General features: G+C 37.2%; 14 protein-coding genes and 1 pseudogene. 7 read left to right on the top strand and 8 right to left on the bottom strand.

Features of this window, described 5'->3' with window-relative positions:
* The first annotated feature begins 6 nt into the window (after positions 1 to 6).
* Positions 7 to 1,794, top strand: a complete 1,788-nt coding sequence (gene pepF / locus FAR12_RS06440) for an oligoendopeptidase F (RefSeq protein ID WP_126407531.1) — start codon at positions 7 to 9, stop codon at positions 1,792 to 1,794.
* A 38-nt stretch (positions 1,795 to 1,832) separates the two neighbouring features.
* On the opposite strand, the gene FAR12_RS06435 is transcribed toward pepF, so the two are convergent.
* A complete protein-coding gene (locus FAR12_RS06435) occupies positions 1,833 to 2,330 on the bottom strand; it encodes a nucleoside deaminase (RefSeq protein WP_126407529.1) in 498 nt (165 codons plus the stop codon).
* Between the two features lie 284 nt (positions 2,331 to 2,614).
* Here FAR12_RS06435 and FAR12_RS06430 point away from each other — a divergent pair, with 284 nt between their 5' ends.
* Entirely contained in the window at positions 2,615 to 3,355 is a 741-nt protein-coding gene (locus FAR12_RS06430) for a DUF2161 domain-containing phosphodiesterase (RefSeq protein ID WP_126407527.1), read from the top strand.
* 18 nt (positions 3,356 to 3,373) lie between these two features.
* On the opposite strand, the gene FAR12_RS06425 is transcribed toward FAR12_RS06430, so the two are convergent.
* Complete coding sequence (locus FAR12_RS06425) at positions 3,374 to 4,063, bottom strand: DUF1287 domain-containing protein (RefSeq protein WP_126407525.1); 690 nt, start codon at positions 4,061 to 4,063, stop codon at positions 3,374 to 3,376.
* Positions 4,064 to 4,300: 237 nt separating this feature from the next.
* Between FAR12_RS06425 and brnQ the strand changes: the two genes are divergently transcribed.
* The 3 genes from brnQ (at position 4,301) to FAR12_RS06410 (ending at position 6,596) form a co-directional block, all read left to right on the top strand.
* Positions 4,301 to 5,659 carry a branched-chain amino acid transport system II carrier protein gene (brnQ, locus tag FAR12_RS06420; protein WP_126407523.1) on the top strand — a complete coding sequence of 453 codons (1,359 nt, stop codon included), beginning with the start codon at positions 4,301 to 4,303 and terminating at the stop codon, positions 5,657 to 5,659.
* Positions 5,660 to 5,780: 121 nt separating this feature from the next.
* Positions 5,781 to 6,152: a YxiJ family protein gene (locus tag FAR12_RS06415; protein WP_126407522.1), complete on the top strand. Its 372-nt coding sequence runs from the start codon at positions 5,781 to 5,783 to the stop codon at positions 6,150 to 6,152.
* A 9-nt stretch (positions 6,153 to 6,161) separates the two neighbouring features.
* Positions 6,162 to 6,596, top strand: coding sequence for a DUF4275 family protein (locus FAR12_RS06410; RefSeq protein ID WP_126407520.1), 435 nt, complete (start codon positions 6,162 to 6,164; stop codon positions 6,594 to 6,596).
* Between the two features lie 44 nt (positions 6,597 to 6,640).
* Here the strand turns inward: FAR12_RS06410 and FAR12_RS06405 are convergent, their stop codons facing one another.
* Both FAR12_RS06405 and FAR12_RS06400 read right to left on the bottom strand, forming a co-directional pair.
* Positions 6,641 to 7,153 carry a hypothetical protein gene (locus FAR12_RS06405; RefSeq protein ID WP_126407518.1) on the bottom strand — a complete coding sequence of 171 codons (513 nt, stop codon included), beginning with the start codon at positions 7,151 to 7,153 and terminating at the stop codon, positions 6,641 to 6,643.
* Positions 7,150 to 7,623: a hypothetical protein gene (locus FAR12_RS06400; protein ID WP_126407516.1), complete on the bottom strand. Its 474-nt coding sequence runs from the start codon at positions 7,621 to 7,623 to the stop codon at positions 7,150 to 7,152. The genes FAR12_RS06405 and FAR12_RS06400 overlap by 4 nt, the downstream gene beginning before the upstream one ends.
* 156 nt (positions 7,624 to 7,779) lie before the next feature.
* Between FAR12_RS06400 and FAR12_RS06395 the strand changes: the two genes are divergently transcribed.
* Complete coding sequence (locus FAR12_RS06395; RefSeq protein WP_126407514.1) at positions 7,780 to 8,217, top strand: peptidylprolyl isomerase; 438 nt, start codon at positions 7,780 to 7,782, stop codon at positions 8,215 to 8,217.
* A 49-nt stretch (positions 8,218 to 8,266) separates the two neighbouring features.
* On the opposite strand, the gene FAR12_RS06390 is transcribed toward FAR12_RS06395, so the two are convergent.
* Genes FAR12_RS06390 through FAR12_RS06380 form a run of 3 tightly spaced genes read right to left on the bottom strand, consistent with a single transcriptional unit; the run spans position 8,267 to position 11,538 of the window.
* Entirely contained in the window at positions 8,267 to 9,880 is a 1,614-nt protein-coding gene (locus tag FAR12_RS06390) for a PhnE/PtxC family ABC transporter permease (RefSeq protein ID WP_126407512.1), read from the bottom strand.
* A complete protein-coding gene (locus FAR12_RS06385) occupies positions 9,880 to 10,632 on the bottom strand; it encodes a phosphonate ABC transporter ATP-binding protein (protein ID WP_126407510.1) in 753 nt (250 codons plus the stop codon). The genes FAR12_RS06390 and FAR12_RS06385 overlap by 1 nt, the downstream gene beginning before the upstream one ends.
* Positions 10,633 to 10,650: 18 nt before the next feature.
* Positions 10,651 to 11,538, bottom strand: coding sequence for a putative selenate ABC transporter substrate-binding protein (locus FAR12_RS06380; protein WP_126407509.1), 888 nt, complete (start codon positions 11,536 to 11,538; stop codon positions 10,651 to 10,653).
* Between the two features lie 263 nt (positions 11,539 to 11,801).
* Here FAR12_RS06380 and FAR12_RS06375 point away from each other — a divergent pair, with 263 nt between their 5' ends.
* The gene (locus tag FAR12_RS06375; protein WP_126407507.1) at positions 11,802 to 12,311 is read left to right on the top strand and encodes a hypothetical protein; all 510 of its coding nucleotides are present in this window, start codon (positions 11,802 to 11,804) and stop codon (positions 12,309 to 12,311) included.
* A 60-nt stretch (positions 12,312 to 12,371) separates the two neighbouring features.
* On the opposite strand, the pseudogene FAR12_RS23755 reads toward FAR12_RS06375, so the two are convergent.
* Positions 12,372 to 12,467: pseudogene (locus tag FAR12_RS23755) on the bottom strand (ATP-binding cassette domain-containing protein); the annotation flags it as partial.
* Positions 12,468 to 12,670 lie beyond the last annotated feature (203 nt).

Genomic DNA, 12,670 nt, shown 5'->3' with positions numbered 1-12,670 from the left:
ACACTTATGCAAACATACAAATCTAGAGAAGAAGTACCAACAGCAGAAAAATGGAACCTCGATGATATTTATTCTGACATACATAAGTGGGAAGATGATCTAAAAACGATTGAGCAGCTCTCTAATGAACTTAAGAAATTCGATGGAGCTATTCAAACAGGGCAGGACTTGTTTCAGTTTTTGCAAAAGCAAGAGGAACTATCGTATACATTTAATCATGTCTTTGCATATGCAATGTTAAAAGTGGATGAGGATACGAGAAAAACAGAATCCCAATCGTTATTGGATCGAGCGCGAAGCCTCAGTGTGAAGGTAAGTGCAAACACTTCCTTTTTCATGCCATTTTTACTAAGTCTAGATGAAGCAACTTTAAAAGGATATATCACTGAGGAAAAAGGTCTCGAATACTTTGAAAAAGATTTATTCGAATCCTTCCGTTATAAAGAGCATGTTTTAACAAAAGAACAAGAGGAGATTCTCTCCCAGTTGGGCGAAGCACTCTCAGCACCTTCAACAACCTTTGGCATGATTAACAATGCTGATATTAAATTCGGTGAAGTTACGAATAAAAAGGGAGAATCGGTTGAACTGACAAGAGGGATGTATTCGAAGTTGATTGAAGATGAGGACCGTGAAAAACGAAAACAAGCGTACAAAGCTTACTATAAGCCTTATCTACAAATGAAAAACTCGATTGCTTCAACTCTATCAGCTGCTATTAAAAATAATGTCACCACATCAAAGATTCGTCACTATCCGTCCGCTCTTGAAAAATCGCTCTTTGGAGACATGGTTCCAAAAGAAGTATATGAAAATCTTATTAAAGCAACTAAGGAAAATATTGCACCTCTTCATCGATATACCGAGCTTCGTAAAGAAATACTCGAGCTTGATGAGTTAAGACAATATGATATGAGTGTTCCATTGGTGAGTGGAGTGAAGCAGGATATTTCTTTTGACGAAGCCTATGAAACAATGCTAAAAGCATTAGCGCCACTAGGTGAAGATTATGTCGAGACACTGAAACAATTTAAGAGTTCTCGTTATTTTGATGTAAGAGAAACACCAGGGAAACGTTCAGGTGCCTACAATTTAGGTGTTTACGGTGTTCATCCGTTCATTTTACTAAACCATCAGGATGATCTGGATAGCCTATTTACGCTTGTCCATGAATGCGGACATGGTGTTCACAGCAAACTGAGCTCTCAGTACCAGCCACAAATTTCAGCGCGCTATAGCATCTTTGTCGCAGAAGTCGCTTCAACAGTGAATGAAGTGTTATTAATTCATTACTTGCTCGAACAAGAAAAGGATGAAAAGCTCAAGCGATATTTATTAAATCACTTTATTGATAAATTTAGAGGAACATTCTTTACGCAGGTTATGTTTGCAGAATTTGAAATGCTTACACATGAAAAAGCCGAGCAGGGCCAACCATTGAATGTAGAGGTATTCAATCAAATTTACGAAACCTTATTCAAGGAATACAACGGAGATGCATTAGTATTTGATGAGGAAGTAAAGTATGGGTGGTCTAGAATTCCACATTTCTACCGACCATTTTATGTCTATAAATATGCAACAGGATTTGCTTCAGCCATTCATATTGCGACAAAACTGCTTGAAGGTGATCAAGAAACGCTAGAATCTTATCTTGAGTTTCTGAAAAGTGGAAGCTCGGATTATCCACTAGAATTATTGAAAAAAACAGGTGTCGATTTGACAAATCCTGAGCCGATCAAAAATACATTAACGAAGTTTACAGAACTAGTAGAAGAGTTTGCAGGACTCTAAAGACGAACCGAGCCAAAGTCAATGAACTTTGGCTCGGTTTATTTAATATTCAATCTTGGTCGAGTACCATTTAATACGACTTCAGCCATAAATGGGGAGTAAGTTTTGATTAACTTACTAGATTCATCTTGCAAAATACCACCCATATAGTGATATAGTCGTTCTTTAATATAAGGATTTGAATTGATAAACAGTTCCATTTTCATATATTTGTCTTCGACCGAAAAGACAACGTGGCGGATGTTTGCCATGACAATCGTTGTTAGACACATAATACATGGCTCAACAGTTGTATAGATGACGCATTCTCTAGCATGTTTATTTAAAAAGGCAGCACAGTTATGCATCGCGTTTGTTTCAGCATGAGCAATATTACTAGATTTTGTTTCAATTCGATTAGACCCTCTCGAAATGATCTTTCCATCGTAAACAATGACTGCTCCAATTGGTCGATCGCCACGTTGTCCTGCTTCATTCGCTTCCTTTAACGCTTCGCCCATATAGTACTGGTGATCAAGTTCATCAAATGCGAGCATCTTAATATCCCCCTCGAAATATATATGGGAATATTATCCTATAAAAACTACACTCGCTCAAGCACAATCGTTATTTATCTTTCTCTGAACCATCGTGTACCATATTCTTCACATCCTCTACCATTTCATCAAAGGTTTGATTGACCTTATCCATCAACTCTTGTTCATTATTTTCGTTATCTTTCTTCATTTAGATCACCTCCATCTTTATTTTTCCATCAGGAGGGTAAAATTATTTCTCAGTCATGTTATACTAACTTTCATGAAGCATGAGGAGAAATATTATGGATAGAAAAAATAAATTATATGAAGTCGATCTCTTTAAACCGGTACAAAAACATTTTAATAGTCTGGGGTACGAAGTCTATGGGGAAGTAAACGATTGTGATGTTGTTGCCGTAAAGGATGAGGAGCTCGTCATTATCGAATTGAAGCTGAATTTAAATGTGGATTTACTCATTCAAGCAGCCAACAGACAACGATTGACGGATCAAGTCTATATCGCCATTCCCAAACCGAAATATAAGCGAAATTCTAAGAAGTGGCATGATATGTGTCACCTCATTAAAAAACTTGAGCTTGGACTTATTATGGTCACCTTTTTAAAAACGAGTGCAAAGCTAGAAGTAATTTTTCCACCTGGTCCTTTTAACAGTAGATACAGTGTTCAAAGCTATAAACGAAAGCGGCAAAAGCTTCTTGAAGAAATTCAGGGCCGTAATCTCAATGATAACGTTGGCGGGAGTAATAAAACGAAGCTAATGACGGCGTACAAAGAAAGTTGTATACATATCGCCTATTGCTTACAGAAATATGGACCATTGGCTCCCAAAACTCTTAGACAAATGGGAACAGGGGAGAAGACCCTTTCCATACTTCATCAAAACTACTACGGCTGGTTTAAAAAAGTCGAGAGGGGAATTTATACTCTCAGTGAGCAAGGGAAGAGAGAGTTAAAAGAATTCCCACAGGCGATTGACTACTATGCTTCAAAAACAGATGAATTAGATACTAAAAATCCTTAGCGAATACTAAGGATTTTTTTAATACTTCCAACGATAATGTCCTGCGATGGGGGTTTTAAAGGAACTGAGTTTCACTTCTGCAGCAAATGGGGGATTATTATGTATGAAGTATGGAGTTCCATCTTTTGCTCGCTTATCCGATACAATTCCGACATGATGATAGCCATCCAGAAAGACAATAATATCTCCTGGCTGCCATTGTTGCAAATTTTCCACATCACCAGCTTTAAGCTCGGTTGTTAACGATTCTGCAAATCTTTCAAAATAAACGTATTGATTGGGCACTCTGCGAAAATCAATATTCGGATCAGGAATTCCATCCACTCGTGGATATAGCTCTAAATTGTTGGCAATGTCTTTGTCGATCAAATCCTTTAAGAGAATGTTTGCGCCCATTAAACCTCGCCAAATGACATCCGTACAGACACCTTCACCATCAGGAGGGTAACCACCATCATAATAATTGCTTTCATACTTGGTCCGTTCCTTTACTTCTTTGCGTGCTGCATAAACAATATCAAGAGGGTCTGGGATATCATTATGATTCCTGTCCACTTCGGCATAAAGAGCAGGTACCTGAATTTCTTTAACAAAAGGATTTTCTAGATGAATCCCGACATAATCAAGAATGATTCCTTTGCGAAACAATACGATTGTCGATATTAAAAGGATAAGAACAACTGTTATGATTTTGGATTTTATTGACAAAAGATCACCTCCAATAATAAGACGTACCAAGACATATAATAGTTTCGTGAAGAAAATCTATAATATTTTTATTATTTATAGTATAGTAATAATCTCGGTCTTTTTTCATATAAATATAGTAAAATTATGCAATTCTAAAAATATTCAATATATTTCAGAATAATATATTGTTTTTTCTGAAAAATAAATGTAAGATAACATTATTCAAAAATGTTTTAAAACTAAGGAGTTATTTTTATGAAAAACAAGCTATCATTCTCATCTTATTCTGTCATCGGAGTTATGCTATTTGCCTTATTCTTCGGCGCAGGAAACCTTATTTTCCCTGCTCAATTAGGGCAAAACGCAGGTTCAAATATTTGGCCAGCAGTGATTGGATTTTTGGTAACAGGAGTAGGGCTGCCACTATTTGGCCTTTTAGCCATCGGTTTTTCTGGAAGTTCCAATCTACAGGAGCTAGCAAGTCGAATTCATCCAAAATATGCTGTCTTTTTTACAGCGTTACTATATTTAACGATTGGACCGTTTTTTGCAACACCACGAACAGGGACTGTTGCTTACGATATCGGGATTGCACCGTTCATAAGCGATGACTTCACACAAATTGGATTATTAATTTTCACATTCGTATTCTTTGGCATCACACTTTGGTTATCTTTAAATCCAGCGAAGATTGTTGACCGTGTTGGGAAAATTCTATCGCCAGCGATTATCGTGCTTTTGTTTGTACTACTTGTGATGGTGCTAGTAAACCCAATGGGTTCGATTGAAGCACCGCAAGCTGCTTATTCGAGTGGAGCATTTGCAAAAGGATTTATTGAAGGTTATAACACAATGGATGCCTTAGCATCACTTGTATTTGGAATTATTGTCATTAATGCGATTCGGGGAATGGGCATCACATCAAAAAATGAAATTCTATCGGCAACGGTTAAAACAGGTATCATTGCAGTTTCTTTACTAGCTATTATATATGTAGGTGTTGCTTACTTAGGAGCAACAAGTGTAGGAAAAATTGGCTTATTTGAGACTGGAGGACCAGTTCTTAGCGAGGCATCGTCCTATTACTTCGGAACATTTGGTTCTATCATGTTGGCTGTTATTATTATCTTAGCTTGTCTTACAACGAGTATTGGTTTAATCACAGCTTGCGGCGAATATTTCCATACCCTTTTTCCAAAGGTAAGTTACAAAGCCTTTGTATGGTTCTTTTCTGTATTCTCATTTGTCATTGCGAATTTCGGATTAGCGAACATCATTACATTCTCAATTCCTGTATTGATGTTCTTATATCCATTGGCCGTAACATTAATGATTTTGGCATTTTTATCACCACTTTTTAATCACGCAAGAATCGTCTATGTAGCAGGTACGGCTGTCGCATTTATGATCAGTTTTGTAGATGGACTAAAGACTTTATGTGATTCTCTAGAGATTGCTTACTTCAGTTGGTTACAAGCAATCATTAATTTTTATGAGAAAGTACTACCGTTGTACAACCAAGGGCTTGGTTGGTTATTGCCAGTCTTAATTGCAGTTGTCATCTTCGGTGTCGTTCCTCGTATTCAAAATTTGAAACCAGTTGAAATCAATTAAATATATACAACAAAAATGACGTATAGCTTTATGCGTCATTTTTTGTTGTATTTAGATTGGCAACTCAAGAAATAGAGAATATAGTAAAATAAAAATAAATGGGAATAAAGGAAGCGAACAGATGGAAAATATCGTTCAAAAACTTAATGAAATCAAAAACAAGTTACATCGACCATTTCCATATCGTGATTGCGATCGTATACACGAAGATTTTCAAGCTGAGTTTTTAAAATTAGCCGAAGAGGAGAACTCTTTAAATGCTGACTTTAATACCTATTGTGCAAATATTGAAGGCACGTTAAGTTATGTTCTAAAAGGGAAAACAGCTGAAATTCCTGAAGGACAAATAGCTCTTTTAGAAATCTCATTCTTTGACTTCTTTCAACAGTACAGATTTTTCGAAACTCATATTATACGTTATACAGACTTCTTAGAACAATATAAGTACCACGAAGAGGCTAGAAAATTATTATTACAAGTAGTAAGAAGTTAAGGAGGCAAAATGGAGGAGCTATTCAATATACTTAAGAGCAAGAAAATGAGAATAACAGAAATCGATAGATGGGGGACATACTTAAGAAAACAATGGGAGAGTCATTTTGTTGGTCATTTAAGCAATAAGGAGAAAAACAAGATCTTTTTATACGATGATAGATGGGCCTGTGGATACCTTTGGCATGTTTTCAGTTATAAAAGAAGAGAATGCCTAGAAGGCGAAAGAGCCGAGCAAGCCTTTGACCTAGAACAAAAGGGAGCGTGCTACATTTTTTATCAGCATTCAGATTACGCTTTACTGATTGAGGATGCTAGACTTTTAAAAGCCTCCGATTTAGCCAATGAAGAAGATGTGTTCGTAGTTGATAAAGGTTTTAACTGGACATTTGTTAATACTCATGAAAGAGGTTGGCTCGGACCATATTTTAGCCGAAATAAATAGAACAGAAGAAAGCTTGCCAATCTAGCGGTAAGCTTTCTGCTCCATTAATCCATATGACTAACATGATTAGCCTCGGGCCATTTCTTCTTGATTAATTCATAATAGAGCGCGGTTGTTGTTTGAACAATTAGGAAAACAACGACTGAGTAGTAAATATGATAGCCACTTTGATAGTGAGTAACCCCCATAAAGGAAGAGACTTTTTCCATCACTAACCCGATACAAGTCCATCCAAGTATATAGAAAATAATCTTTACGTTCTTAATGCGAAGCACCTTGTAAAAATAAACAAAAAAGTAACTAAAGGTCGCAAATAGGAAGTAGGTTAATAAATCCGATAGCTCATATTTGTTTGAATCATTGACTTTGTAGTAATCAAACAATCCTCCCCCAAGGGTAAAATCAAAGATAGTTGATGTCGCAAAGCCCCATACTAAAAATAGGAGCATAAGGGGAGGTGAAAGTTTTTTCGGAAAAATATAAACGGCTAAATAAGCACCGAGCAACATCATAATAATGTAGATCTCATTTTTATCATACGATTCCCACAGCATCATATTCCTTCCACCACACCCTTCATCACTCGATGCATTATTTTGTAAGCCCCAATAGCACATACCATTAGTACAAAATAATAGATGAAATCAAAGCCATAATTCCAGTTCAAGTATTTAGTAATCTTCAAGCTTGTCGATATACTCGCTAACGCAACGAATAGGATAACCGCAGAAACAAGTAGCATCGCTTTTTGAATAAGCGTTGGAATCCTAGTGTATAGATTAACAAATATGAGCGTAAGAATCGGAATCCCTATGCTTCGATTTATTAAATAGGCGAGATATGGAGCTCGCTTTTCACTAAGGCTTATGACATTGAATTCATCTATCACTAGCCAGGAGTAGTTAATACTAATAATAAGAATGACGAGATACACAAATGTATTCTCAACGATATTTAATCGTTTATGGAGTACCGCAAATATAGAAATATATAGCCAGACGAGAAAGAAATAGACAACGAATTCCATTGATTCCTCCACCGCTTTTTATTCTTTAGTATGGCAATATGACAAAAAAGGAATGCATTAAAAATGTTAGTGTATTCCAAAGTCTGCAAACTTTTCTTTCTTGCTAACTTCATGTATGATAAAGACTGATTCATTTAGTTTAAAGGAGTTGTCATTATGGCGAAAAAAGGATACATACAAATGCAAAGTGGGGAAAAAATCGAATTTGAATTGTTCCCAAATGAAGCACCAGGAACTGTTGCAAACTTTGAAAAGCTAGCAAACGAAGGATTCTATAACGGTGTAACATTCCACCGTGTTATCCCAGGCTTTGTAAGCCAAGGGGGAGATCCTACAGGCACTGGAGCTGGCGGCCCAGGTTACACAATCAAATGTGAAACTGCTGGAAACCCACATACACATGGAGTAGGAGCTCTATCTATGGCTCACGCTGGTAAAGACACAGGCGGAAGCCAATTCTTTATCGTGCACGAGCCACAACCACATTTAAATGGCGTTCACACTGTTTTTGGTCAAGTTACTTCCGGAATGGAAACAGTACTTAACCATAAAGCAGGAGATGTTATGGAAAAGGTCGAAGTATTCGACGCTTAATAACATAAAAACGAGAGAGCTAATGAGCTCTCTCGTTTTTCGTTAACAATTAATACCTTGCTGTCTTCCTTGCCCATTCCGAAATATAATCCGAAATCCACACAAGAATTAAATAACACAATAACAGTAAAGTAATGTCCGTATAGTGGAAGAAGCTCATGCTCAGCTTAAATTGCTGACCAAGCCCACCAGCACCGACAAACCCAACAATAATCGTTGTTCTCATGATGACTTCCCAGCGGTATAAAATATATGTCAAAAACTGAGGCAAAACAGAAGGGAGGACACCGTATAAGAGAATCTGCGCCTTACTTGCCCCAGCTGAGGCCAAATGACGAATCGGACGAGCATCCAAATCTTCAACAACCTCTGCACAAAGTTTTCCGAGAATCCCGAAATTATGTAGTGCAAGTGCAAGTGCTCCTGGTAAAATCCCTGGTTTTAGAATGAAGATAATCGCCATCGCCCAAACAAGTTCAGGAATTGCACGACTGAAAATATAGCTTAAACGGATGATACCAAAAGAGATCCATTGATACCAACGACTTGTTAAAGTTAATTTTCCATTAGCCACATTACGTGCTGCAGGCAATACCGTTAAAAACATAACAATGGTAGCAAATCCAATTGCCATTACGCTCATACGTAACGTATCATACGTTAACGACAACGCAGTCTTCCAGCTTTCCCAATTGAAGAATGCCGGATTTTCTTCACCAACACCAAACATCCCCGAGAAAAACTTTTTCGCATAAGCCACATTCTTTTCTGAAAAAAGCTCCAAAAAGCTTGCTTTGTCCACCACATAAATATAGCTCCAAGCTCCAATTAACAAGACAAGCGTTAACAGAGAAGAGAAGGGAATAAACCAATGCTTCGTTGTATGATTCAATTTGCTTCGTAAATGACTACTCCACCAATCAATTAACACTACGACCGCAATCAAGAAAAAGATAAACGTCCACACTTCATGATAGTGCAAATCATTTAGTGACAATTGAATTTGATAACCAAGCCCACCAAGACCAACAAAACTCATAATCGCAGAGGAGCGAATTCCGCATTCAAATCGATACATCGTATAGCTAAGAATACCTGTTCGCACATTCGGAAAATAGCCATAAAAGAATAATTGCCACCTTGAAGCACCTGTTGATTTAAGAGCTTGAATCGGTTCTTCAGGTACATCAGCAAGCATATCGGCAAATATCCGACCTAGAATTCCACCAAAAGGTAGAGCGAGGGCAAAAACAGCCGCATAAGGAGACAGTCCAAAGGAGGCCACAAACAACCAAGCCCAAACTAACTCATGGATCGCTCGTAAAAATCCGAGTATCCCGCGAAAAATGGCCTTCAAAATGCGATTTTGAAAAAAGATGCCAGATGCCAGGATACCTAGAAAAAACGCGATAATAATTGCTAACATCATCCCAGCAACTGCATAAGAAACGGTAATCCACGTCGATTTTAACGCTAATAATAAAATTTCACTTGATAAATCAGGAGTAAACAACGCACCTAGCATTTGACCTAATGTGACGAAGCCACCAGAGTGGAGGAGGTCACCGTTCCAATTGACGGCAAACAAGCTCCAGACAAACACGCCCACTAACACTACGGTTAAAAAAGATTTCTTGTGTAGCTGAAAAATCGATTTTCCCATTACATATGCTCCTTCAACTGATATAAAGAAGCCAAATCTTCAGCTTGTATTTCATCAACAGGTAAATCAAAGAAAACCGCTCCATCACGCAAGGCAATTATTCTTGTGAAATATTTCTTTGCGTATTCAACAGAATGGAGGCTTGTGATTAATGTTTGATTTTCTTCCATAACAAGCTTCGTCAACATCGATAAAACATCTTCAGCTCGCGCCGGGTCAAGAGAGGCCACAGGTTCATCTGCGAGTATGATTTCAGGAGATTGCACGAGTAACCGAGCTAACGCCACGCGTTGCTGCTCACCACCTGATAGATTTGCTGTTTTTTCATAGAGCTTGTCCTTTAATCCGACACGTTCTAAAGCGCGAATGGCAATAGCTTTCTCTTGTGGAAAAATCAATGACCATAAGGATTTAAAAAATCCCCATTGTCCTAATTTACCTGCCAACACATTATGAACAACAGGAAGCTGATGAACTAAATCAAATTGCTGCCTAATCATCCCAATTTTTCTGGCAAGCTTTTTACGATCATTCAACTCACTAGAATCTACTTGATCTATCACAAGTTGGCCATCACTTGGCTTAATGAAAGTAGCAATGGTGTTTAAAAGGGTTGTTTTACCAGCACCACTAGGACCAATTAGGGCAACACGTTCTCCTTTTTTCACAGAAAAAGAAAGGGAAGATAAGGCTATCTTCCCCTCAAAGTTGATTGTGATATTTTGTACTTCAATAATCTTTTCAGATGCCATTGCATCCTCACCTCTATACTACTTTATAATCCCCAACTGCTTGGCCACTTTTTCAATAGCAGCATAGTTTTCGTTCTTTGTTTCAATAAATTTATCCGTTTCAAAAATATCGAGCATTTCCTGTTGCTCAGCACCCATAGAAAGGAGGGCTTCCTTTACTTTATCCTTCGTTCCATCACCGAATACATCATCAACTGTATTAATTGTCCAGTTATAATCGAAGTAAGAAGGAGTTGTGTAGAAAACATCAACCTTCTTTAAGTCAACTAGACCATCTTCAACAGCACCTTCCCAAACAGCCTCGTTCAATGCACCTGTTTGGAACGTACCAGCTTCTACAAGCTTATACGTTTTATCATGAGAACCCGAATAATTCGGTTCACCATCAAAATCCTTCTCAGGATCAATGCCATTTTCCATTAAATAATATCTAGGCATTAAATGTCCAGAAGTTGAGCTTTCACTACCAAATGTAAAGCTTAAACCTTTAATATCTTCAATCCCCTTTAGGTTAAGACCTTTTTGCGCGATAAAAACAGAATGGAACTCTTCATCACGAGGTCTTTGAGCGATAGCTTCAGAACCATCCACTAAACTCATTGCTTGTACACTTGTTAATCCACCAAACCACGCTAAATGAATTTCACCCCGTTCAAAAGCTGTTACTAGAGCAGCGTAATCGACAGAGGGAACATACTCAACCTCTAAATCCGTTTTTTCTGCTAAATATTCCGCAATTTGATCCATGCTTCTATTTAAATCCGCAGCGTTCTGATCAGGAATAGCACCAATTTTAAATACTTCTTTTGGTTTTGATTCTTCTGTTGCTTTCTCATCTTCTCCAGAACAAGCAACTAGCCCGAACATAACAAGAAGAATAAGACTCATAGATAATAATTTTTTCATATAATCCTCCACTAATGTATAAATTCATCCCCTTTGTCATTATAGAAGAATAGAGTTTAGGTGAATAGAATTTTTCTATCTTTACCCATAGGAATTATCGATAGGTTAAAAAGTTACGCACAGATTTTTTCGATACCGTCTAAATAAAGTAGGGAGGAATGACATAAATGCACCTTCATTCCTCCAAATTCATCCTTTGTCCAAGCAGTCTGAAAGAATCAACATAATCTGTTACAAAATTTTAAAAAGGCAGGTTATATTAAATGGGTCTTTTGCTCAGTCATATATGTACCAATCCTAATTGTAACAGTCTTCCATTAAAAGAAAGACCAGAATCCATACTTTGCTACTTCGATGCACATGAATATCATCCAGGCATCATCATCCCCGTCTCCGAAAATACGATTACAATGATGGAAGTAGAAATTATAACAACAACGAACGACCAACGAGTGAGAATCGATGGGTCTTTGAATTTGGATATCATTACGATATCAACGCTAACATCATTAGGAATGAATGTGACATTACAAAGGAATGAAGTAGAACTATCAAAGATATGCATCCTTGGAAACTTCGAAAAAACTATTTATCCTTTGTTCTATTATGAATGGAAACCACACTTCACTTTTATTGATAAACCTGGCACAACAGGAACTTATCGTTACCGAATACTAGTATCTACTCATGAACCAAGTTTCAATGTAACAGGGAGTATCGTTTGGAATCGACAACTAAAAGCCATGTTATATCCGCCTAAGCCAAATGAATAGTTCCCTACAAAAAAATCTGTCCAACACTAACTTTTGGACAGATTTTATCATGCGTGCAACTGTCCATTCCACTTTTCCTGAATCATGGATTAATTGCTTGGTGATAATATTCATTAGCGTGGATTTGGATTTACCGACACCATTCGTACCAACCAGTCACGTGATCTTCAACTAAATGACGAAATGATAATATCCAAATATTTAAGAAAACCTACATATTCCATACTAGATTCCGCTGGGGATGACTAAACTGTTCCACCAATTTACAAAAAAATACAATTAAAAACCGGTCAAATTTCTGTCCTTTTTAAGTGTACTTCTGAAAAATTTGTGATAAAGTATATTATCATAAACATAAT

Origin of the sequence: Bacillus yapensis (assembly GCF_005280205.1) — a bacterium.
Classification (GTDB): Bacteria; Bacillota; Bacilli; order Bacillales; family Cytobacillaceae; genus Robertmurraya; species Robertmurraya yapensis.
This window is presented reverse-complemented; position numbering and strand designations above follow the sequence as displayed.